22 protein-coding genes and 2 pseudogenes are annotated in these 20,469 nt (G+C 65.0%); 9 read left to right on the top strand and 15 right to left on the bottom strand.

The annotated features are described in order from the left end of the window. Window positions 1-80: 80 nt before the first annotated feature. On the bottom strand, window positions 81-380 hold the full coding sequence (locus U5S82_15330) for a type II toxin-antitoxin system RelE/ParE family toxin (protein ID MDZ7752983.1): 300 nt from the start codon (window positions 378-380) through the stop codon (window positions 81-83). Next, a complete protein-coding gene (locus tag U5S82_15325; GenBank protein ID MDZ7752982.1) occupies window positions 370-618 on the bottom strand; it encodes a type II toxin-antitoxin system Phd/YefM family antitoxin in 249 nt (82 codons plus the stop codon). Before U5S82_15325 ends, U5S82_15330 begins: the two co-directional genes overlap by 11 nt. Window positions 619-723: 105 nt before the next feature. On the opposite strand from U5S82_15325, the gene U5S82_15320 reads away from it, so the two are divergent. Then, on the top strand, window positions 724-1,608 hold the full coding sequence (locus U5S82_15320) for an alpha/beta fold hydrolase (GenBank protein MDZ7752981.1): 885 nt from the start codon (window positions 724-726) through the stop codon (window positions 1,606-1,608). Window positions 1,609-2,015: 407 nt separating this feature from the next. Then, window positions 2,016-2,951, top strand: coding sequence for a hypothetical protein (locus U5S82_15315; GenBank protein ID MDZ7752980.1), 936 nt, complete (start codon window positions 2,016-2,018; stop codon window positions 2,949-2,951). Here U5S82_15315 and U5S82_15310 read toward each other — a convergent pair. Both U5S82_15310 and U5S82_15305 read right to left on the bottom strand, forming a co-directional pair. Then, the gene (locus tag U5S82_15310) at window positions 2,843-3,499 is read right to left on the bottom strand and encodes a hypothetical protein (GenBank protein ID MDZ7752979.1); all 657 of its coding nucleotides are present in this window, start codon (window positions 3,497-3,499) and stop codon (window positions 2,843-2,845) included. The genes U5S82_15315 and U5S82_15310 overlap by 109 nt on opposite strands. Window positions 3,500-3,872: 373 nt before the next feature. Next, entirely contained in the window at window positions 3,873-4,310 is a 438-nt protein-coding gene (locus tag U5S82_15305) for a hypothetical protein (protein MDZ7752978.1), read from the bottom strand. Between the two features lie 164 nt (window positions 4,311-4,474). On the opposite strand from U5S82_15305, the gene U5S82_15300 reads away from it, so the two are divergent. The 3 genes from U5S82_15300 to U5S82_15290 all read left to right on the top strand — a co-directional run bounded on the left by U5S82_15300 (window position 4,475) and on the right by U5S82_15290 (window position 6,822). Further along, window positions 4,475-4,639 carry a DUF1328 domain-containing protein gene (locus U5S82_15300; GenBank protein ID MDZ7752977.1) on the top strand — a complete coding sequence of 55 codons (165 nt, stop codon included), beginning with the start codon at window positions 4,475-4,477 and terminating at the stop codon, window positions 4,637-4,639. 25 nt (window positions 4,640-4,664) lie between these two features. Continuing rightward, window positions 4,665-5,720, top strand: coding sequence for a phosphatase domain-containing protein (locus U5S82_15295; protein MDZ7752976.1), 1,056 nt, complete (start codon window positions 4,665-4,667; stop codon window positions 5,718-5,720). 157 nt (window positions 5,721-5,877) lie between these two features. After that, the gene (locus tag U5S82_15290; GenBank protein MDZ7752975.1) at window positions 5,878-6,822 is read left to right on the top strand and encodes a lipid kinase; all 945 of its coding nucleotides are present in this window, start codon (window positions 5,878-5,880) and stop codon (window positions 6,820-6,822) included. Window positions 6,823-6,939: 117 nt separating this feature from the next. Here U5S82_15290 and U5S82_15285 read toward each other — a convergent pair. After that, window positions 6,940-7,536 (bottom strand): annotated as a pseudogene (locus U5S82_15285) (alpha/beta hydrolase). 338 nt (window positions 7,537-7,874) lie between these two features. Beyond that, window positions 7,875-8,831, bottom strand: coding sequence for a cytochrome D1 domain-containing protein (locus tag U5S82_15280; protein MDZ7752974.1), 957 nt, complete (start codon window positions 8,829-8,831; stop codon window positions 7,875-7,877). A 686-nt stretch (window positions 8,832-9,517) separates the two neighbouring features. Between U5S82_15280 and U5S82_15275 the strand changes: the two genes are divergently transcribed. Then, window positions 9,518-10,207 (top strand): DUF5666 domain-containing protein, encoded by a 690-nt coding sequence (locus tag U5S82_15275; protein MDZ7752973.1) that lies wholly within the window; start codon window positions 9,518-9,520, stop codon window positions 10,205-10,207. 400 nt (window positions 10,208-10,607) lie between these two features. Here the strand turns inward: U5S82_15275 and U5S82_15270 are convergent, their stop codons facing one another. Then, window positions 10,608-11,246 (bottom strand): S1 RNA-binding domain-containing protein, encoded by a 639-nt coding sequence (locus U5S82_15270; protein MDZ7752972.1) that lies wholly within the window; start codon window positions 11,244-11,246, stop codon window positions 10,608-10,610. A 344-nt stretch (window positions 11,247-11,590) separates the two neighbouring features. Here U5S82_15270 and U5S82_15265 point away from each other — a divergent pair, with 344 nt between their 5' ends. Genes U5S82_15265 through U5S82_15255 form a run of 3 tightly spaced genes read left to right on the top strand, consistent with a single transcriptional unit; the run spans window position 11,591 to window position 13,571 of the window. Continuing rightward, window positions 11,591-11,836, top strand: a complete 246-nt coding sequence (locus tag U5S82_15265; GenBank protein MDZ7752971.1) for an amphi-Trp domain-containing protein — start codon at window positions 11,591-11,593, stop codon at window positions 11,834-11,836. Between the two features lie 59 nt (window positions 11,837-11,895). Continuing rightward, window positions 11,896-12,519 (top strand): exopolysaccharide biosynthesis protein, encoded by a 624-nt coding sequence (locus tag U5S82_15260; GenBank protein MDZ7752970.1) that lies wholly within the window; start codon window positions 11,896-11,898, stop codon window positions 12,517-12,519. Continuing rightward, complete coding sequence (locus tag U5S82_15255) at window positions 12,516-13,571, top strand: amidoligase family protein (GenBank protein MDZ7752969.1); 1,056 nt, start codon at window positions 12,516-12,518, stop codon at window positions 13,569-13,571. Before U5S82_15260 ends, U5S82_15255 begins: the two co-directional genes overlap by 4 nt. A gap of 228 nt (window positions 13,572-13,799) precedes the next feature. Here U5S82_15255 and U5S82_15250 read toward each other — a convergent pair whose 3' ends face one another. The 8 genes and pseudogenes from U5S82_15250 to U5S82_15215 all read right to left on the bottom strand — a co-directional run bounded on the left by U5S82_15250 (window position 13,800) and on the right by U5S82_15215 (window position 20,468). Further along, window positions 13,800-14,768, bottom strand: coding sequence for a hypothetical protein (locus tag U5S82_15250; GenBank protein ID MDZ7752968.1), 969 nt, complete (start codon window positions 14,766-14,768; stop codon window positions 13,800-13,802). A 412-nt stretch (window positions 14,769-15,180) separates the two neighbouring features. Further along, window positions 15,181-15,411, bottom strand: a pseudogene (locus U5S82_15245) (IS91 family transposase). 97 nt (window positions 15,412-15,508) lie between these two features. After that, complete coding sequence (locus U5S82_15240) at window positions 15,509-16,279, bottom strand: TIGR03747 family integrating conjugative element membrane protein (protein ID MDZ7752967.1); 771 nt, start codon at window positions 16,277-16,279, stop codon at window positions 15,509-15,511. Then, a complete protein-coding gene (gene traD / locus U5S82_15235; GenBank protein ID MDZ7752966.1) occupies window positions 16,236-18,362 on the bottom strand; it encodes a type IV conjugative transfer system coupling protein TraD in 2,127 nt (708 codons plus the stop codon). Before traD ends, U5S82_15240 begins: the two co-directional genes overlap by 44 nt. Next, window positions 18,359-18,877 (bottom strand): integrating conjugative element protein, encoded by a 519-nt coding sequence (locus U5S82_15230; GenBank protein ID MDZ7752965.1) that lies wholly within the window; start codon window positions 18,875-18,877, stop codon window positions 18,359-18,361. Before U5S82_15230 ends, traD begins: the two co-directional genes overlap by 4 nt. 22 nt (window positions 18,878-18,899) lie before the next feature. After that, complete coding sequence (locus U5S82_15225) at window positions 18,900-19,364, bottom strand: lytic transglycosylase domain-containing protein (GenBank protein MDZ7752964.1); 465 nt, start codon at window positions 19,362-19,364, stop codon at window positions 18,900-18,902. Between the two features lie 89 nt (window positions 19,365-19,453). After that, entirely contained in the window at window positions 19,454-20,233 is a 780-nt protein-coding gene (locus U5S82_15220; GenBank protein ID MDZ7752963.1) for a TIGR03759 family integrating conjugative element protein, read from the bottom strand. After that, a complete protein-coding gene (locus U5S82_15215) occupies window positions 20,226-20,468 on the bottom strand; it encodes a hypothetical protein (GenBank protein MDZ7752962.1) in 243 nt (80 codons plus the stop codon). The genes U5S82_15220 and U5S82_15215 overlap by 8 nt, the downstream gene beginning before the upstream one ends. Window position 20,469 lies beyond the last annotated feature (1 nt).

The raw sequence follows: 20,469 nt of genomic DNA, 5'->3' as shown, positions 1-20,469 counted from the left end.
CCTTTGAGTAGGGTATAGAAACTATTTTTACAGCCATCTACACCCCGCGATGTTGCGCACAGCGGAGAAATCCTTATTAGCTATGGCTTATCGGCTTTTTCGCGTGAAAGAGCCAGATCATAAACTTCATTTCGATTTCTTTTGCCGACCGCAAGGACAGTAACCGTGACGATAGGATCGGATACCGAATAGACCAACCGATATCCAAGTTGACGCAGTTTTATTTTGTACAGATTTGTTCCTCCGCTAACTGCTGCGGAAGGAACATGTGGATTGGAAAGCCGCTGTTTGAGTTTTTTAGCGAAAAGTTCCCGTACATGGGGGCCGAGCTTTTTCCATTCTTTCAGGGCACTTTTCTTAAATGCTAACTCATAGGCCATCCAGATTGACCTTTATGCTTTCTTCGGCCATGCGGCTCCTGGCAATTTCCAGCAGCTCTTTATCCTCTATAAGGTCCATCATGGCTTCATAGGCTTTGGCGGGGACACAATAAAACGCAGGCTCATTCCTGTTAAGAACAGCAATGGGCATGCCTTCTCCGCTGGCTACGACCTTCATGGGGTTGGCTTTCAGTTCGGAGATGCTGGCAGCCACGTCAGTAAGGATTTGATGCGTCATGGAGATACCTTGGGCCAATTGACATGAGACTTAATAATAGACCTGTTTAAAGGTCTTGTAAATCCATAACAATCAATTGCACGCAACTCGGGCATAGGCCTGCCGATGACCATAGTTCTCACCCTCGTATTCCTCCTGCTTGCCGGGTATGGCCTGCTGTCGCTGTTCATCCGTCGCGGCTACCGCGCTCCGCGCATCGTGGAGTCCGGTACGCCGGCCGATTTCGGCCTGCCGTTTCACGAAGAGTCCATCCCGACCGCCAACGGCCGCCGACTCTTCGCCTGGTACATTCCGCCGCCCGGTGAGTCGCGGCCAGCACCCGCCGTGGTGGTCATGCACGGTTGGGGCTCCAATGCCGAACTCATGCTGCCTTTTGCCGGGCTGCTGCACCGCAGCGGCTACGCCACATTGCTGGTGGACGCCCGCAACCACGGTCGCAGCGATGGCGACGCCTTCTCCTCCATGCCCCGCTTCGCGGAGGACCTCGAGCACGGATTCGACTGGCTGACCGGCGTGCCTGAGGTGGATTCCGGCCGGATCGCTCTGCTCGGACACTCCGTCGGTGCCGCCGCGGTGCTGCTGGTTGCCAGCCGGCGTCCGCAGGTGGCGGCGGTGGTGAGCATCGCTGCCTTCGCCCACCCGGAAGAGTTGATGAGGCGTCAGATGCGTTTCCATCGCATTCCCCGGCCAATCGCCTGGCTGGTGCTGCGCTATGTCGAGCGCACCATCGGGGCTCGCTACGAGGCCATCGCACCGATCAACACCATCGGCCACATCCGCTGCCCGGTTCTGCTCGCCCACGGGGCCGCGGACCGAAGCGTTCCGGTCCAGGACGCCACGGCGATCTACGGGGCGCGCGCCCACGCGGGAGTCGAACTGATGCTCGTGCCCGAGGCGGACCACGACTCGGTCGACCGCATCGAGGGGCACGGTGACGAAATCGCCGATTTCCTGCAAAGGTCCTTCAGGGACGCGGGCCGCAAAGGGTGATCCGACCGGCGCAGACGGGGGTGTTACAGGCGCCCCTTTGACCGCGGGGCGGGGCATCCATAAGGGTCGCCGTCGTTGGGTATCACGCCGATTTGCCGCAGAGGCGGACGGAGCGCGGATGGGCAGGGGCGGCAACCTCGATCATGCCGACCTGTGGGTGCGCTGCGGCAGCCGGGACCAGGGCTTCGAGCAGTCGTATCATGGCCCACCCCAACCCCAAGGAGGGAAAACCGCACCATCCGGCGGGTAAGCCCCGCGCGCCCATCCGACCGTAGCCGCAGGACCAGACGCCGCCCATGCCAAGCCCCCTCTTTGATTCGCGATCCACAGGTGCGCGCCGGAACACGGTGCAATCAGCCCGGCCCCGACGCCCGCTCCTTGGTGTTCTGGTGTGGGCGTTTGGCGTCATGGCCCCGGCGCCGACCCCTGGGGCCGAGATCGACAGCGTAACGCCCAGAAGGGTGGCCCTCGATGACAGCGCGGAGGCCATCAACGGGATATTCAACCAACGTCTGCGGGCAGGCGTGGCGAATGCCAATGTCAGCGAAGACGATTTCGCCGCCATGGAGTCCGGTGAGTTCTGCGACCAGGAGCGCCTGTACGCGGAGCTCAGGAAGGCCATCTTTCATTCCTTCATTCCCCGGTGGGGTCTGCGGGGCTATGACCTGGACCTGCAGCTGCGCGAGCTGCTTGCCGGGAAGAGTCTTTCCCTGTCCCTGCAGGATTCCATCTATGGCGATATGGACTATCTGGAGGGCTTCTCCCTCAGGGTCAAGGAACTCAGCGATGTCGTCAGGATCGATGGCCACCTGATGGGCCTGGACAAGGTGGGGCATTTCTTTGCGGAAGGCTGGGAGTATTTCGAACGCACCCGGGATGAGGGCGAAACCCTCGAAGAGGTCATGGAATGGGGAAGCCGCCAGGAGGCCGGGAGGTTCGGTTACCTGACCACCGGCGTCTATTCCTTTGCCGACCTGACGGCGAACTTCCATGGCTGGCGGTTCTGGAACCAGATCCTGGGCACCCGCCATGACCCCCTGAAGGGCATGATCGGCAACCTTTTTGCCAAACCCTACGTGGAGTGCGAGTTCCAGCTCATGGCCTCATTGAGGCACCGCAAGATCGTGAGGGCCTGGCATCTGAACCGGCCCTTCGACCTGTCGGAGTTCGTCGACGGCGCCTGGCACGAAGGGAACAACTGCAACCGCTACGCCGACCCCACCATCGTGGCGCCTCAGTCGGATAGGGTGATCACGCTGTCCGCCACCAGCTCACGCCCTTCGAGGAAATCGTCGTCCATGTCCCCAGTCACGCTGACCCGGTCGCCGACCTCGATCTTCTGATAGCCCTCGTCGTCGAGGGGGTTGTAGGCCATCTCCTCGACCTCCACGCGTACCTCGCGCAGACCCGTATCGATGACGAATTCCTCGTCGCTGGTCTCGGTGACCACGCCCCGGATCACGGTCTCGGAGATCACCACCGGCGTGGTGATGGTGATGGGCGTGGTGACGGTGATTACGGCGTCCTCCTCGTCCATGGCGCTGGCGTAGAAGTAGGTGTCCAGGTTCTCCACATAGACGCTGGCGGCCTCAAGGGTGCGGGTCTCGAACAGGTCGTCGTCGATCATCCCGCTGACGCGGACCTTGTCACCCTTGATCAGCTTGTAGGCGTCGGCATCACGGTCGCCGTCGTCCATTTCCACGGTGATATTGCCCTGGCCGTAGTCGAGGGTGAAGGTGTCGGAGCTGACCGCGTCCACGGTGCCGCTGATGCTGATCCAGGTGTCCTCGGGCTTCTCATAGGGCTTGGCCTTTTCCGCGGCCGCCGGTCCTGCTGTGAGCGCCGCCAGCAGCAGGCCCGCCATGCTCGCCTTGTAGGTGGTCATATTCATAGTTTGGTCCTCTTCAGTTTGGCTTTCGGGTTTGTTGGGATCGGGCTGCCGCCGCGCTCCGGCGGCTTCCTTCGGTTTCCGGTGCTGCAGGATCGGTGCCAATGGCACGACAGCCGCCGCGCCCGGGCCCTGGTGGCGAGCGGACGCCGTGTAGTCGGAGTCCGGCGGCGGGGGGCGGGGGATTTCACCCGGGCGATAGTTGATTTCCACAAACCGGTCGGTTGTGGAGACGGTTATTTCACTGCCGGTGCGGCCTGGGTTGAGGAAGCGCTAAAGTATTCGGCGCTTCCCTGCGGCGATGCGGAACCGTGCGGGTTCGGGTTGCTGATACCGTCATCCGCGGCGAAGGCCGGCGGTGGGATGGCGGCCGGTCTCAGGCGAGGTCCTCGACGGCCCGCCGGACGGCACCGCGGATGACCTCCAGGCAGGTGCCGAGGCGGGGCGGCAGGGTGTCCTCCGTCAGCGCCTCGTCGTCCAGGGTGTCGAGGATGGCCCGGTCGGCGTCCACGCAGCCCGCCACCAGCCGACTCGCGGTGTCGTCGGCGAGCATCGCCGCGGTCTTGAGCACCAACTCCCCGAGACCCAACTGCTCGGGGTCCACGGCCTTGGGAAGGGTGTCCATCTCATGGGCGATGAGCCGGTCAACGGTTTCGGCGAAGTCCTCGCGCTCGGCATGAAGCGCCTCGAGGCGCGACCTCAGGCCTTCGGACTCCGCGGCGCCGGCGGCCTCGCGGTAGCAGCGGGCAGCCTTGATGCATTGCTCGCTCAGGGTGTTGAGGGCGGCGGTCCGGGCATCGATGAGGATGGACATGATACAGTCTCCTGGCGGGGGGCGAGCCCCGTAATTTACAGTCTGCCTCAAGTGCGACGGCCGGGGGAACCGCGCGCCGGGGACGATTGGTGCGGTTCCTGCAAGGCTTGGAACACCAGGCGCGCCAAACCGGTGCGCTCAAACCAAAGCCACACGAGGTTATCATGCTGGGATGGGCCTTGACTTTTCTCATCATCGCCATCATTGCCGGGCTGCTGGGCTTCTCCGGCATCGCTGGCACCGCCGTCGACATCGCCTGGATCCTGTTCGTCGTCGGGCTGGTGCTGGCGGTGGTCTTCGCCCTCTTCGGACGCCGGGGCAGGCTTTGACCTGGGTAGGGGTCGCGGCGGCGCCATGAGCGGGCGCCCCGGGAACACCGCGGTCCGGGCCTTTCGCGGCTTCGGCTCGGGCCGCCGGGTATACGTCAGCGGCCAGGTGATCACGGGCCGCGGGGCAGAGGTCGCGGCCCCCGCCAGTCGGCACCGTCGGCGTGACCTCGGGAAGCGGTTGCTGGACGCCCTGCGGCTGGCGGTCAGCCGGCGCGTGGTGGGCGCCCGGGTGCGCGTCGAATGCGGTGATGCGAGCGAGGTGGTGGAAGCGGATTCCCATGGTTTCTTCGCGGCCTGCCTGGAGGTTGCGCCGGCCCGGGAAGATGGCCCCTGGCGGGGTTACCGGGCCGAACTCGTCGCCCCGGCCGCCGCGGCACCGGCCCGGGGTGAAGGGGAGGTGCTGATGGCTACCGCCGCCTCCCGGCGGGTGGTGGTCAGCGATATCGACGATACGGTGATGCATACGGGCGTCGCCAACAAGCTGATGATGCTGTGGCGGCTGTTCACCCACGGCGCCGAAGACCGGGCCCCCCTGCCGGGAGTTGCGGCCTTTTACCGCGGGCTCCACGGGGGCCGGGAGGGCGACGAGGAGAATCCCCCCGTCTATGTCTCTCGCAGCCCCTGGGCCATCTATCCGGTGCTGGAGGCCTTCTTCCACGACCACGAAATCCCCGCCGGGCCGGTGCTGGAGCTGCGGGACTGGGGTATCTCCCTGCGCCACCCTTTTCCGCGGCGCGCCCGGCAGCACAAGCGCGAGGTGTTGGAGCGCGTGTTCGAGGTCTTTAAGGACTTGCCGATAGTGCTGGTGGGGGACAGCGGCCAGCGCGACCCGGAGGTCTATGCGGCCATCGCGCGGCGCTACCCCGAGCGGGTGGCCGCCATCTATATCCGCGACCTGCTCCACAGCGCGGACCGCAGCGCGGCCCTGAGGCGCATGCAGGAGTCCCTGGGCGAGTTGGACGTCGACCTGGTGTTGGCCGCCTCCACCGCGGAGATGGCGGTCCACGCCCGCCGGCGGGGCTGGATCCCCGACAGCACCGTCACCGAGGTGCGGGAACACGTGGCCCGGGAGGTACCCTGAATGCATCCCCCGGGACGCAGGGGGTCCGGCCGGTCGCCGGGGAGGTGCCGGCCCGGGGTCCCATCCAGGGGTGCCAGAGGGCCTGCCATGGCGCCCTCCGTGGCCCCTTCGAGGGGCTGCCGGTGGTGGCCCGGTGCCGCGGTTGCCGGGGTGCGCCATGAGCGCTGATACGGATACGGGACGCACCTGCCTGCTGGTCCTCAATACCCGCAGCCGCGGTGGTGAAGAGCACGCCGATGCCATCGTCGAGGCCATCGGCCGCGCCGGCTGGACCCTGGCGGGCGACGGCCCCGTAGCCCCCGAGGATTTCCCGGCGGCCCTGGAGGCGCACCGGGGGCGCCTGGCCCGGGCCTCCGGGCGCATCCTGGTCGGTGGCGGCGACGGCACGGTCCATCATCTGCTGCCGGAGCTGATGGCGGCCGGACTGCCGGTGGCGGTGCTGCCCCTGGGCACCGCCAACGACCTGGCCCGCACCCTGGGCCTCTCCCTCGACCCCCATGAGGCTCTGGAGACGGCCCTGGCTGGCCGGCTGGCCCGTATCGACCTGGGCCGGGTCAACGATACCCCGTTCGCCAATGTCGCCAGCATCGGCCTGGGACCCGAGGTCACGGAGCGCCTGTCGGCGAGCATGAAGCGAGACCTGGGCATCGCGGGTTATCCCCTGGCGCTGCTGCGGGCCTACCGCGAAGTCCGGCCCTTCCGCTGCCGGGTGACGGTGGACGGCGAGCGGGTGCCGCGTTTCCGGGCCATCCACCTGGCGGTGGGCAACGGCCGCTACTACGGCGGCGGGGCCACGGTGTTCAGCGACGCCCGCATCGACGACCAGACCCTCCACTTCTTCGGCCTGTCACCCGAGCCCTTCTGGCGGCTGGTTCTCAAGCTGCCGTGGCTCGCCCTCGGGTACCATCGCCAGCTGTCCAACATCCGGACCCTCCATGGGCGAACCCTGGAACTGCGGATCTCGCGCCCCCTGCCCATCTCCGCTGACGGCGAGCTGGTGGCCGAGACCCCGGCCCGCTTCGAGGTGTTGGAGGGGGCGCTGGTGGTGGTGGTGCCGGAGACGCCCGACGGACCGGGCCTCGGTGCGGCCGGGGACCGGTAGGCGGGAACGGTTCTGGGGACAGTTGACAGGTTACGCAACGACCGGCGCGGCCACGGGTTAAGGAAGTGCCGAATGAATCAGCGCTTTCCTATGGGGTATTCAGATCTCGACACAATTTCACTCGGTGATGAAGTCATCGATGTAGTGGGCAACCACGTCGGGGCGGTTTTCCTGCACCCAGTGGCCCTCGCGCTCGATGAACTGGAGGCGCACCGGTCCCTTGATGGCCTGCTTGAGGCGCACGCCGCCCTCCTTGGACATGAAGTTGTCGTTCTCCGCCCACATCGCCAGGGTGGGGCAGGTAAGCCTGCCGTGGTCGACGTCGGTATCCGATTGCTTGGGATCGGCGGATACGCGGATGAGGGATTTGAATCCCGTTATGCCCGGCCCGCGGCCCCAGAACTGCAGGTAATTCTGTTTGCAGTTCTTGTCCGTGAAGGGGGTCCCGTCATAGCTGCCCACGCGCATGAGGGCGGGGAAGTTGGCCACCGCCTGGTCCATGGCCTGCTGCAACACCTCATCTGAGGCACCATCCAGGGCCGCCAGGGCCTCCACCTCGCAGACTGGCCACTGGTCGAAGCAGACGGCATCGATGAGTACGAGGCGCTTGATGTAATCGCAATACTTGCAAGCGAAGACCTGGGCCACGCCGCCGCCATGGTCGTGGGCAACGAGTATCACCGCCCTCTTCAGGCCCAGGCCCTCGAAGAGGGAGCTTAGGACTCTTCGCTGATCATTTCTGCCGCGAAGCGGCTTCGTCCAACAAAGGCATCGAGCCGGACTGGCTCAATCGCTGCGTGTGCTATCTACTCGCTCATGCTTGGCGTTGTGCATCAAATGGGTAAGTGGCGTCTCGCTCGGCCGCACCACCCGCGAGCGCCTGCGCCCGAGGATGACGACGCAGGGGACACGCTCATTAAGCCGCTCGCCCCCTCGGCAAGCACCTTGCGTTCGGTCTGCGTGACCAGCCCATGCATCTCGCGCTCGAACGACTTGCAGCCATTGGCGCCAAGCTCGCATTGTATCTCCCGCAAGGGTCGCGGATGGAGAAATCAGCGGTTGCCGGGGACGGCGATCCAGAATGGTGTCTTGCCGGCATCCACTTCCGCGGCGATAGTCATGGTGCCCACGTCAAGGACCGTCACTTTGTCGTTACCGCCGGTCGCCACGTAGATCCGGCGTCCGTCGGCGCTCGCCCGCACCCCCTGGGGGCCCATGCCTACCGGCACCTGGTCCACGAGCCTCACGATCCCAGTGTCGATGACGTTGAGGGTGTCGCCGCTGATCCCCGTCACGAAGACCCAGCGCCCGTCCGGCGACACGTCCACGCCGCCGTGGGGCGGCGCCAGCTCGATGCGGTGGGTGATACGCGCCCCGGCCACATCGATCACGGTGAGGTCGCCACTGTCGTTGTTGGCCACGTACAGAATGCGGCCATCCGGCGAGATATCGGCATTGCGGGCGCCCGCCCCGGCGGGGAGTTCGCCGACCTTGCGTCGCGACTTCACGTCGATGACCGCGATCCCACCAGTCTCCTGCAACGTCACGTAAGCCCGGTCGCCCTCCGGTGAAAACACCACGGCGTGGGGCATCTTACCAACCGCCACCGTCTCCACCACCTCGAGGGTAGCGGTGTCGATGAAGCTCACAGTGCCGTCACCCGAGTTGGCGGCGATGGCGATGTCTCCGTCGGGACCGATCTTGACCCCCCAGGGCTTGCTGCCCACCTCGATCCTGCCCAGGAGGGAATCGGCCCGGGCGTCGTAAGCGTAGATCCGATCTTCGTCCCGGGCGCTGGCGAGCACCAGACGGCCGTCCGGCGATACGGTAACGTGGCCCATCCCTGAGGCCCCCGGCCAGCGGTCCCCGGCGGGGAGCTCGACCACGGCATCATCGCCCTGAAGGGTGACATAGATGGTGTTACCCAGGGGAGCGTCCTGGGCCGTGGCACCTAAGCTCAGCGTGGCCAAGGCTGCTGTGGCCAGGGCCTGCTTTGCCAGGACTCGCATAGGTCGAGGCCACAGGCACCGCGGACGCGAAGCCATGGAGCGGCCGCGGCGGGGGAGCAGCATCGTGGGGGCAGGTATGGAGTGGACGGTGTGCCGCGCGCCGACGACGCGGGTTGAGGGGAAATGGAAATTCATAGTGCCTCCTGTGATAGTACTTTTGTACCCCCGCAAATGCCGTCGCACGGAGGCGATCATCGCCTTCCCAGTCGCGCTGCGCGTGGCGCTTCAGCGAGCCGCACGTGGGTGCCTTGTTTGAACAGGTAGATGTCATGGTCCGTCAGTAGGGACACGCCGTGGGTCATAACTGCCATGACTAAACCGACAGACGGGCGCGGCTGGCCTCGACGTTCCGAGGAATACGGTCACGCTTCGTCTCCGCCATCAGGAAGTGCCGTAGCGGTCGGGGCCGCCCAGCCAACCGGACGGTGGAGTCGCGGTGACTGTAGTCACCATCGACCACCATACCACATGAATTTCAGTAGACACGCCAAACGGATGTCTTTCATTAAAGAATGTTAATGCCGGAGCCGGATGGCTGTGAATACTGAAGCCGCTTCGTGAAGCGGGGCGCCTACCGATATCTATCGAGGGCTTCCCGCCGATCTAGGGCTGTCGGCCCAGGAGTTCCATGGCTGCCCGCTGCCACCGACGGCCCATCAGTAAACGAAATCATGAGGAGGATGACTATGAAATGCTCTTGCAAACGCCTCATCGCGCCGGTCGTTGCCGCCGGCCTCGTTACGGCCAGCCTCGCGGCCCATGCCGATGACCCCGTACAGCAGCCCGATGAGTCCTGGCTGACCGTGAACGGCACCGTGGTCTCGGCCAAACCCGATTCTTTCAAGCTGGACTACGGTGAGGGTCTGGTGACGGTGGAGATGGACGGCTGGGGCTGGTATGAGGACGATCACCTTTTGATCGAGGGGGACCAGGTGACAGTTCACGGCCGCGTCGATGACAGCCTGTTCGAGAAAGGCACTATCGAGGCCGGAAGCGTCTACGTGGAGGATCTGAACACGTACTTCTATGCCAATACCGCGGACGAGGAGGCTGACGCCCGCCTCATCAGCTACGTCGTCACGGCGGCCCCGGACGAGGGTAGCTGGGTGAACATCTCTGGCATCATCGAGGAGGTGGACGGCCGTGAGTTCACCCTTACCACCGGCTTCGGTGAGATAGATGTGGATACCCGCACCATGACCTACAATCCCCTGGACGACGAAGGCTTCCAGCGCCTCGACCGTGGCCAGGCGGTGGCGGTGAGGGGGCGGTTGGACAACGATCTCTTCGAGCGCCGGGAGATCGTCGCCGACACCATCTACAGCCTCAGCGCGGATGCCGCCAAGGAGGCCAAGAAGACGGAGAAAGGCTACTGAACGGCCTGCCGGCTAGCCTGCCGGCCCTGCCCCCGCGGGGCCGGTCCCCTTACCTTCAAACTTACCGCATATTTTTTCTTCATCGCCTGATAGGACCCGCCCGACGTGAGTGGTGGAGGCGCCCCGCCAGGCGGGCGGCACCGTCGACGCCAATCCGGCACCTGACGGAACGCAAACCCTGTAAACCATTATTCGGACTCCCGCGACCGTTTGCCCGGGGGAGTAGCAGGGAGCCGTTGCCGCGGCGAGAAAGCGCGCGTCTGCAGCATTGGTTCGTGGGTCCGAAATAGAAAAGGCCCGGCCACCGTGGCCGGGCCCTTGGGGCGGTCGCGGCGCCGCCCTCAGTGGCTGTGGATCGCGGCGGTCCTGGCCGCCGGGATCCCCGGCCTGCTGCCGCACCTCACTCGGCGAGGGTCACGACGGAGTCCGCCATCAGCTCACGGCCCTCAAGAAGGTCGTCATCCATATTGCCGGTCACTCTCACGCGGTCGTCCTTTTCCACCTTCTGGTAGCCCTTGTCGTCCAACGGGTTGTAGGGCATCTCACTCACGTCGACGCGGATCTGGCGCGGCCCCGTATCGATGGAGAATTCCTCGCCATTGACATCGGTGACATTCCCCTCGACCCAGGTCGCAGACACCACGATGGGCGTGGTGAGGTTGACGACGGCATAGGCGTCCTCCTCATCGACGGACGACGAGTAGAAGGTGGTGCCGATGTCTTCCACGTAGACGCTGCTGGCCTCGAGGGTGGCGGTCTCGAAGAGGTCGTCGTCCACCCGGCCATTGACGGTGACTTTGTCGCCCTCGAACAGCTTGTAGGCGTCGGCGTCGCGGTCGCCATCGTCCATCTCGACGGAGATGATGCCCTCGCCATAATTTACGGTGAAGGTGTCGGTTTCCACGTGCTTGACAGTACCGCTGATGCTGATCCAGGTATCATCCGGCTTCATGTAGGGTTCCTCGGCCAGCACTGGTGTGGACACGCTGGCACCGAGGACGCACGCGGCGACAATACTCATGGCGAATTTGGTTTGCATGTTGATCTCCTTAGGTTTCGACTTTGGGGGTGGCGCGGTCCTGCCCAGGGAAGGGCAAAGGACCACGCGTCGTGCGTTAAAGAAAAGGCAAGAGACATGCCACTCCAAAGGGTGGCGGGAAGGTGGGTGAATGAGTGGTGGAACGGCTCGGGGTGGGGGTTTTGACGGGTTGGGTGGTGAAATCCCCCACCGGGGGAGCGCGTTGCGGCCGCGCTGTCCGGGCTTACCCTCGCCCTCTCCATGGTGCGCGACCGCCAACCGGGCCCCAGCCATCTCGACGCACAGGTCGCGTAGAAGCTGTAAACTTGAGCAACCCCATCCACCAACCAGATTGCGAGCATGCCATGACCCAGAAACCCGAACGCGACATCGAAAAGGACTACCCGATCGGCGAGTTCGTCGACAAGCTGCGCCGCCTTGCCGATGCACTGGAGACCGGGCAGCGCTTTCAGATCCAGATCGCCGGTGAGCGCATCTCGGTGCCGGTGGGTGCCACCTTCAACATCGAACACGAACGCGGCGAAGAGGAGGAAGAGATCGAATTCCAGATCAAGTGGTCTCGGAAAGACGGTGCATCTTCGACGGATTGAAAAGATCCGGCGCCATGTGTTTCACCCTGTCTGCGCCGGCCGGGAGTAAGATTAGGAGCATGGCACCACATCCTGCCGGACGTGATGGTCCCTCTGTTTCTGACATCTTCGCCGACCTGCCGCATCGACTTACCGAGACAGCGACGATTGAGGACCTGATTGCCGCATTGGGCGGGCGCGCCCACGGGCTCACGGTGGCTGCCGTTTCCATTCCCGCGATCGTGCCCACCCCCGGCATTCCGGCCGGACTTGTCTTCGGGACGATCCTTGCGGTGTTTGCGGCACAGATCACTACGGGTGCGTCTTCCGTGATCCTGCCTAGGTGGCTGGCATATCGACCAGTCAGCCCTCGCGTCCTGGATGCCTTGGCCGGCCGCGGCTCATCGCTTGTATGGCGCGTGGAGCGTTTTACCAGATCACGGCTGACGCATGTGGCCTCGCCGGCCTCGATGCGTTGGCTCGGGCCATTTCTGTTTCTGCTTGGCCTGCTGATTGCCTTACCGATCCCGTTCGGCAACACCCTCCCAGGCCTGGGCGCGCTGCTGATCGGCGTCGGCATTGCGAGCCGTGACGGGCTCGTCGTGCTATATGGCCTCGCGGTAGGTGTTGCGGGCCTCATCGTTTCACTGGGTCTGATTTATGGTGGATGGCGGGTCGCCAGTTCCTTTCTGGGAGGCGCATGATGCCTTTCTACCGCCAGCGCGTGCCACCCAAACCCTCGTCCAAACAAGCCGAAGCTCTGGTGAGCGCGAACCATTTATCGACACAGGAACAGGCTGCAACGCGCATCGAGTTGGCCGCCCCGCCACAGCGGCGGAATGCGGCCGGGCATCTGCGCTCCGTGGGCGTAGAGATCGAGTTCGGGTCGCTCACGGCGCGGCAGGCGGCGGCGGCCCTTGCGGAGGGGCTCGGGGGCGGCCTTCTTGAAGAGGATGCGCATGCCCTGATCGTGAAAGGGACAGTGATTGGCGACCTGATGGTCGAGATCGACACGCGCTACGCTCATCCCCAGCGCCATCCCGGAACGCCCCATGGCCGGCTCAGCAAGAGTGGAGCGGACATGTTGGGCAGGGTGTCGGGATATTTTGTACCGCGAGAACTGGTAACCCCGCCGATATCACTCGACCGTTTGCCCCTGCTCGACCAAGCGGTGGGAGTGCTGCGCCGGGCGGGTGCGCGTGAGAGGGGGCCAGCGGCGTTCGGCCTTCACTTCAATCCGGAGCCTCCGCGGCTCGATGCCGAAACGATCACCGCGATCCTGAAGGCATTCCTGCTGCTCAATGACTGGCTGCGGCGGGAGAGCCGGCCGCGACACCCAAGTCACCGCCTCGGGTTCGGGCGTGACTTTCCCCGGTCTTACATGCGGCGCGTCGTTTCGGCGGATTACTGGCCAGATCTCGACCCGTTGATGGACGATTATCTGGCGGCGAACCCGACGCGGAAGCGCGACCTGGACCTGCTGCCGCTGTTTCTGTTTTTCGATGAGCGGCGCGTTCGGGCCCGACTGCCAAACGAGAAGATCGGTAAGCGGGCCGTGCTACACTACCGCCTGCCGACCGCGCGGGTAAGCCAGCCGGATTGGAGCATCGCGCCGGACTGGAACCGCTGGATGGCGGTAGAGCGCCTGGCGGCGGACCGCCCTCGGCTGGAGCGCCTCGCAGCTGCTTACCTGGCGCAACCGAGGAATACCCGGGAATGGGCGAAGGTCTCGGCGCGGCTGGCCTTCGATGAATAAGCTCTGCGTCGCAGTGGAGCGCGAGTAGATGGATGGTCCGCCGACATTTGTGCCACCGCGGGTGCGAGCAAGCGACACGACCGCCCGTCAGGTGGGTTCTGGTTGACAGGACCAGGTTCCGCGAAGGAATCGAAGGAGAGGGATACATCGTCATCGCGTGACATCCACGTTATCATGCAAGCGCGCCCCGAATGGTCTACAAGAGCCGGAACGACGACCTCGTACACCTCAGACGAATTCGATCCCCTCGCACTTGAAGTCTCCCAGCTTTTCTTCGTCGGCCAGTAAGGTGCCGTCGAGGTTTGCGGCGCCGATCCAGCTTTCGGTGACGCCCCCGATCTCTATGGACTTCATGTAGATGAACTCGTCCGGGTGACCTGGAACGAGCTTGATCGAGGACGGTCCACGCTCGGGTGTGCGCTCCCCAACCTCGCGCACCGTAATGTCCGAGAACGTCGCATCCGCCTCGATCAGAAGGTTGTTGCCGTTCTCGCGCTCGTCTGTCGGCGCGTGGAAGGGTTCGGTCGAGACCTTGCGGGGGAAGAAGTACCAGCGCTCGCGATAGGGATGCCATTCCGCCGCCTCGTGGACGACATAGCCCGCCTCGCCGATGCCGCAGGCCTCGCCCATGCGCTGGTAGGCGTGGCTCCAGTCCTCGCTTCTGACGACATAGTCGTGCGGCCCGAGGCGCTTGATCCATTCCTCGTGCCGTACCTTGCCGTGCGAGCCGACGATGAGTTCATCCCCCACCAGCGTCGCCCATTCGCACTTGAACCCCTTCTGAGCCTCGTCGCCCGAGCCGGTCATCAGCATCTGGCGCGGGATGATCATGTGTTTGGCGCCGCGCAGTTCGCCGACGATCCCCGTGCGGTCATCGAACACCAGCATGTGGCGATCCCATTTCAGCAGCTCGGAGAACTCCCCACCGCGGAAGGTGTCGGTGTCGACCTCGCCGAACTTGGAATAGACATGCACCTCGCCTCCCTCATCATCGGGGATGTGCTCCACCGTGTAACGGACCGCTCCGGTGGCATCGACATGGCGGTGAATCCGGTCGTGACGCAGGCGCGCCATGAAATAGGTCTCGCCGTCCTCCAAGGTTACCTGTGATGCATGGTCTTCGTCGGTGATCTGCATGATGGTGTAGGTCGACGTGTTGGCATCGTAGCGCTCCAGGCGCTTGCGATCACGAGTCATGGCACGTTTCCTCATTTCGCGTTCGTGTCGAGCCAGCAGCTTGCTCCGGCCGAAGCATCAATTCGACATACGGCATTCGTGCGCCCGGCAAGCGAGTGCTGGCGGTTTCATCCCCAGCCATGGATCGCACGGCACGGCGCTCATGGCAAGGGTGTCGCGTCTAGGCAGTATAAACTAGCTGTTCGTGGGTTCGCAGCGGGCAGTCTCGCCTGATCGGCCCGGGCAGCCCCGGCATCTGCCGTCGGCAGGCCGCTGCCGCTCGCCCAGCAGTGCATGGATTGGCGTCACCCCCTCGAATTCTTCCCAACGACGAGTTCGTCGACCCAGTTCTCCCCCACCCGCCGGTTTTCCGCACAGGCAACACCCGTTGCCGCGCTGATGACGGCACAGCCCAAACGAAGGCATCCTGGGGTCACCCCGTCCCGTCAAACAGCCCGTGCTGCGGTGGCGCCCAGCATCGCGGCCGCATCAATGCGTCAGGCCCTGGTGCTCTCGCATCGAGGTGGGTGAGGATCTTCTCGATGACGTCGGGGTCCTCAATGCACGCGATGATCCTCACCGCTCCGCCGCAGGCCGGGCACGTCTCGATATCGATTCCGAAGACACGCTTGAGGCGTTGCGCCCAAGTCATCGCGGCGCGCCGCCACCCGAACTGGATACCCTCCCTGCCGACGAAGGCAACATAATCGCATCCTTGCGAAGTCGTCCCGCAGCTTTGGTTATCAAGATGGGTGCAACCCTTATAGATACTTCTTGAACGCGCTCGCCGTGACGGCCACGCTCAGGGCGAACAGCGTCGCGAACGGCAGCACGACGAAACTCGGGTGCAGACTGAACGGCAGCGCGAGGTAAATCACCCAGGTGAGAACCAGCAGCGGCAGCGCCGAGCGTTTCGCCCAGTGATAGACGAAGGAACTCTCACGTCCCCCGCCCCACCGGCGCAGATCCCGTTTCACGAGGCCGTCGACGATGGCGACCAGGGTGAACATCACGAACACCGGCATGGCGAGCGCCAGAACAGCCAGCCGGACCGAGAACACCTGCGTGACCTGCATCGCGGCGAGCACGTACTCGGCGACCGGCTGAAATGCGCCATGCAGCCGTGACCGCAGCCCCGACTCACCGGGCACCGGGGCACTGGCGACCCACTCGATGAGGTCGGCCACTCGGGTGAACTCGAACAGGACGTAGTAGGTCCGGTCCGCGACGGTCTTGGTGAATTGGGCGGGATCCGAACTGACCAGGCTGCGGCCGAAGTCGGCCTGGAGGTAGCCGATCTCGGCAGCCAGCATGTCGCGGCTGTGCTCGAGGCCCTCGTCCGGCCACCAGAAGACCATGCCCACCCATTCGATGATCACCGAGAACACCAGCGACAGAATGAGCCATTGGATGCCCTGAGCGACGGTAGTCAGGAGAGTCGATAACAACCCTTGACGGACCTCCCGGCGTCTTGGATCTGCGGCAGACTCAGATGCCACCGGCGCCCTCCCCCGTGACCGGAGCGTCGGCATCGGAAACCGCGTGCCACCAGGTCTCGTTGGCCCGATACCAGTGGTCATTGGTGATGTAGGTACGCTCCATCTCGTTGGCGATGGCCGTCAGGTTCGGCGGCATCGCTGGATCGCCTTTGTCATCGGGTAACGGCATGCGGATCTTCCAGAGTCCTCCGCCTTCGAGCAGCGCGAAGGCTTGGCCCTTCGGGAGTCGGACGAGTTCGGCAGGCGTGAGCATCGGCACTTCGGAGACGCTGATGCGATCCTCGTTGCGAGACTGGAAGTCGACGCCGGACATGGGATCCGACGAGTCGTTGACGCCCGAGACGTTCATGAGGGTGAACGCTTCGACCCGGGGCAGCTGGTCCGTGAGCATCTCGGCCGTCGCGAGTTCCTTGACCCGCAGCATGATCAGGGTGTTGAAATTACCGGCCACCTGGCCCGCCTTGGCGCGGCTGCCGATCTTCGCCTCCACGTCGGACCAGGTCTGGGTGTAGGCGGTCACCTGGAAGCCGGCGCCACCCGCCTTGTTCAGTAAGGGGACGAACTCGTCCCCGATCAGTTCGTTGAACTCGTCGGCGTGCATCGAGATCGTCGGCAAATGGGTCGTTTGCGGCGCGGCGCCTTCCTCGGCCGGGTCGTGAATGCCGTGCTTGTAGATGTGACCGGCCACGGAGACCAGATCGGCGAACATGGAGTTGCCCACGGCACTCGCGACGGTCGTGTCAGTCAGTGCATCGAGGCCGACGTAGACGATCCCCTTGCGGCTGATCACCTCCAGCCACTCGAAGATGGGGCGGCTGTCGTCGCCGTTCAGGTAGTCGGGCGAGATGAGCTCGGCGATCTTGCCGGTGGTCAGCTTCTCCATCAGGGGCCCGACCGAGCTCACGATCTTGTCGAAGTAGGTCTTGTCGTACTTGAACGCCGACACGAGACCATCGAGGACCGGATCATAGAAATCCTGCGCCTGCAGGTAGCGCATCAGGGCGATTCCGTCCCGGTCGCGCCCTTTCAGCGCCGATGAGAGGTTACGCTCACTGATCTTGCCCGCGATCTCCTCCACCGCCTCGGACCAGCTCTCCTCTCCGTTGCGGCGCAGGTGCTCGCGCGCGTACTCGACAAACAGGGGCTCGATGTCATTGATGTAACGCCGGATCTGCTGGTAGTCCGGCCGACGCCCGAGTGCCACCAGCGCCCGCGCGATGATATTGACGAAGCGCCAGGCGAACTCCTTGAAGGCGGCCGAGTTGCCCTCGCTGGGCAGCTGGTTCGCGATCCGGGTCGCCACCTCGGTGATCCGCGAGAAGCTGCCGATGGCGTTGTACCGCGCCGACACCTCGGGGAAGCCGAGATGAAACAGGGTGAAGTCCCTGGCGCGCCCGGCCCGCCTGGCCTCGGCGTAGACACGGCGCAGCAGATCGGCATCGCCCTTCGGATCGAAGACGATGACGACGTCGCCGCGGCGGATGTCCTGGGTGATCAGGATCTCGGCGAGCCGGGTCTTGCCGACCCGGGTCGTACCGAGCACCAGGGTGTGGCCGACGCGCTCGCCGAGATCCATCCAGACATCCTGCTCATCGGGCTCCACGGCATGCAGTGCCGGCGTGCCGCCGACCGCCGGCAGGGGCTTGAGCGGGTTCCACCCTCTGGGTTGGCGCAGCATCCAGGCCCCGACGCTGAGTACCGGCACCGCTTCCCAGGCGACCTCTTTCCGCCGCGCCCACTGGTAGAGGGGACCCGGCTGCACATAGTGCTGCACTTCGGGACGGAGGGTGTCGCGCAGGCGCTGCGTGTGGCGCTGGGTCCAGCGAAAGCCGCGCCCGAGAAACAGCTTGTGGCGGCTGAGGGGAATGCGATCGGCCCGGAGCTTGTAGCTCGGCAGGCGGCGCATGTTGCGCTGGTAGCGGATGACCCGCCACGCCTGGCGGCTACGCACAAACGCCAAGAGGAACAATGCCGCGGCCGCGGCCATGGCGACACCCGGCGGCATCATCAATGCCCAGGGCGCGAGTAGGGCCATCATTGCCGTTGCTGCCGCGACCAGGGCCGACCAGAGTTCCACCGGCGGGCGCAACAACGCCTCGACGGGATGCAGACTCATTGCTCGATGCCGCGCCGGGAGATCAGGACCGGGATGTGCTGCAGGCCCAGGATCTCCGCGATGTCCGTCGCGGACGCCGGCAGGATCGGCAGGCCCCGCGCGATGGTGGCGATGGCCTCCAGATCCGCCGCGGACTCCGCATTGACCAGCATCCCGACCGCGTGGATCTCGGCGAGCCGCTCACGATGCATCTCGAGCCACTGTCGCGACTGGGGATCCACGCCAATCAGGAAGAGCGGCCGTGGCAGCGTCGCCCCGTTCGGGAGAGACAACGGACGTGGTGCCACTGGCCCCGGTGTCAGCGCCGGCGTCCGAACTGGTAGCAGGCGGCTCAGATCGGCCGCACCCAGACTGTCGCCGGGCTGTGCCTCGACCGCGGCCGCCGCCGGCAGCTCACTGAATGCCTCCAGGTACGGCGCGAGGGGCGCGGTGGCGCCACTGTCGTAGATGACAGTGAGTTCTGCGCATGCGACAGCGGACCACAGGCCGAGGGTCGCCAGGAGGATCCTTGCCATTCGCGCCATTCGCATCCGGGGACTACCCCATCGCCGTGAGGCGGGACCAGATCCGCTTCACCCGTTCGCGGTAACGGGCCGCCCGATCAGCATCATTCGGCGCGTGGTAGCAGCCGACCGCCGCCCACCAGTCGCCCCGTCTCCGGAAGCACCCGGCGAGGATCCCCGCCCCTACGTCGAGATTATGGTAGGGATCGACGGCCGCCTCGACCGAGCGCAGCGCCGCCCTGTGGTACGCCCAATTGACCTGCATGAGGCCGATATCGATCGATCGGCGCCCCTCGCCAAGCGCCTCACGCGCGGCGACCACCGCCGCCTGGCGAGTGGGAAAGTAGCGCCCCTCGCCCTGTATGTTGAGGGTCCAGGGCCACGGCCGGGTGGTGCGCAGGTGTTCGACGTGTTGGCCACTCTCGGCGAGCGCGACGGCGTAGAACAGCGCGCTCGGGATCCCATGGGCCACCGCGACGCGCCGGTACCCTTCGGGCACGCCATTTTCGGAAACAGGGGCGGCGGCGAGGATCGGGGGCGACGCCACCCCGATCGCCACCAGCACAAGAAACGAGCGGACGTACGGTCTCACAACGCCGATCCCGACAGTGGCGTGACGGACTCACCCCGGCGGCGCATCAGGAGGGGGAGATCACCTCGCCCGGGTGCGACGCGCTTGAGGGCGCCCCCGTCGAAGTTCAAGGTCACGCGTCGCGTGGTGACCCACTCGGGACGGATCCCGCGCTCGATTGCCCAGTTCCGAATGGCACCTTCGTCGCCCACTGCGATCTCGCTCAAAAAGACATCGACGCCGTCCAGGCGGTCGAGTCTCGCCAGCACCCGCGCGAGCAGCGCATCGCACGCGGCACAGTCCGGACGCGCGAACAGCAACACCCGATCGGTGCGCCGTAGCCCTTCGCCACCGTCGGTCTGAGCCGGCAGGCGCGCGACGTCGATGAGGGTCTGGTTCGGGAACAGCAGGCGCCCCGCCTCGTCGTAGGCCCGCTGGAAGGCGAGGATACGCTCGGCGTCCTCACGCATCATCACGGCCCACCGCTCGGCGTACTCGCGGCGCTCGGCCTCATCGCGCGCGTGGATGCCGAGGACCTCTATGGGCGAGATGGTCCCGGGGCTGATGCTGCCGCGGATCCCTTCCATGAGCGTCCGGTAGCGCTGCCACTCGGCTGCCGACAAGTCCCAGAGCCCGGCCCGGGCACGTTCGTGCTCGGTGAGCGGCGTGCGCTCCAGGAGGGTCGCACTCGTCGTCGTGTTCCCCGATGGGGTATTGGCCGGATCGGCGGCCCGGCTTGGGCTCGCGATCAACGACAGCATCGTACCCACCGTTGCCAGGAGGAAGGGCCTATTCATCGCACGCGGCCTCCATGTTGACGGCCGGGTCGCTACTCGTCCGTTGCGGGTAAGGCACGGTGAGGTCGCGATATACCGGGTCGTGCTGATTACAGGCCGGGCGGACCCCTGGCTCAGACGTCTCCAGGGCAGACGGGTGCGTCTGCTGGTTGGCCGGTCGCGGGGATTTCTCGGGCAGCACGCCGCTTGCGGACAAAATGCCGAGGGCGATCAGAATGGCGATGAGGGTTTCCATG

Source organism: Gammaproteobacteria bacterium (assembly GCA_034522055.1).
In the GTDB taxonomy this organism is placed as follows: Bacteria; Pseudomonadota; Gammaproteobacteria; order JAABTG01; family JAABTG01; genus JAABTG01.
This window is presented reverse-complemented; position numbering and strand designations above follow the sequence as displayed.

What these genes read in the sequence shown, in the direction of transcription:
- U5S82_15275 (MDZ7752973.1), top strand. Translation starts at nt 9,518, where the DNA reads ATGAAATGCTCTTGCAAACGCCTCATCGCGCCGGTCGTTGCCGCCGGC.
- U5S82_15315 (MDZ7752980.1), top strand. Translation starts at nt 2,016, where the DNA reads ATGGCCCCGGCGCCGACCCCTGGGGCCGAGATCGACAGCGTAACGCCC.
- U5S82_15290 (MDZ7752975.1), top strand. Translation starts at nt 5,878, where the DNA reads ATGAGCGCTGATACGGATACGGGACGCACCTGCCTGCTGGTCCTCAAT.
- U5S82_15255 (MDZ7752969.1), top strand. Translation starts at nt 12,516, where the DNA reads ATGATGCCTTTCTACCGCCAGCGCGTGCCACCCAAACCCTCGTCCAAA.
- U5S82_15305 (MDZ7752978.1), bottom strand. Translation starts at nt 4,310, where the DNA reads ATGTCCATCCTCATCGATGCCCGGACCGCCGCCCTCAACACCCTGAGC.
- U5S82_15300 (MDZ7752977.1), top strand. Translation starts at nt 4,475, where the DNA reads ATGCTGGGATGGGCCTTGACTTTTCTCATCATCGCCATCATTGCCGGG.
- U5S82_15320 (MDZ7752981.1), top strand. Translation starts at nt 724, where the DNA reads ATGACCATAGTTCTCACCCTCGTATTCCTCCTGCTTGCCGGGTATGGC.
- U5S82_15230 (MDZ7752965.1), bottom strand. Translation starts at nt 18,877, where the DNA reads ATGGCAAGGATCCTCCTGGCGACCCTCGGCCTGTGGTCCGCTGTCGCA.
- U5S82_15215 (MDZ7752962.1), bottom strand. Translation starts at nt 20,468, where the DNA reads ATGGAAACCCTCATCGCCATTCTGATCGCCCTCGGCATTTTGTCCGCA.
- U5S82_15310 (MDZ7752979.1), bottom strand. Translation starts at nt 3,499, where the DNA reads ATGAATATGACCACCTACAAGGCGAGCATGGCGGGCCTGCTGCTGGCG.
- traD (MDZ7752966.1), bottom strand. Translation starts at nt 18,362, where the DNA reads ATGAGTCTGCATCCCGTCGAGGCGTTGTTGCGCCCGCCGGTGGAACTC.
- U5S82_15220 (MDZ7752963.1), bottom strand. Translation starts at nt 20,233, where the DNA reads ATGAATAGGCCCTTCCTCCTGGCAACGGTGGGTACGATGCTGTCGTTG.
- U5S82_15270 (MDZ7752972.1), bottom strand. Translation starts at nt 11,246, where the DNA reads ATGCAAACCAAATTCGCCATGAGTATTGTCGCCGCGTGCGTCCTCGGT.
- U5S82_15280 (MDZ7752974.1), bottom strand. Translation starts at nt 8,831, where the DNA reads ATGCGAGTCCTGGCAAAGCAGGCCCTGGCCACAGCAGCCTTGGCCACG.
- U5S82_15295 (MDZ7752976.1), top strand. Translation starts at nt 4,665, where the DNA reads ATGAGCGGGCGCCCCGGGAACACCGCGGTCCGGGCCTTTCGCGGCTTC.
- U5S82_15260 (MDZ7752970.1), top strand. Translation starts at nt 11,896, where the DNA reads ATGGCACCACATCCTGCCGGACGTGATGGTCCCTCTGTTTCTGACATC.
- U5S82_15265 (MDZ7752971.1), top strand. Translation starts at nt 11,591, where the DNA reads ATGACCCAGAAACCCGAACGCGACATCGAAAAGGACTACCCGATCGGC.
- U5S82_15325 (MDZ7752982.1), bottom strand. Translation starts at nt 618, where the DNA reads ATGACGCATCAAATCCTTACTGACGTGGCTGCCAGCATCTCCGAACTG.
- U5S82_15330 (MDZ7752983.1), bottom strand. Translation starts at nt 380, where the DNA reads ATGGCCTATGAGTTAGCATTTAAGAAAAGTGCCCTGAAAGAATGGAAA.
- U5S82_15250 (MDZ7752968.1), bottom strand. Translation starts at nt 14,768, where the DNA reads ATGACTCGTGATCGCAAGCGCCTGGAGCGCTACGATGCCAACACGTCG.
- U5S82_15240 (MDZ7752967.1), bottom strand. Translation starts at nt 16,279, where the DNA reads ATGCCGACGCTCCGGTCACGGGGGAGGGCGCCGGTGGCATCTGAGTCT.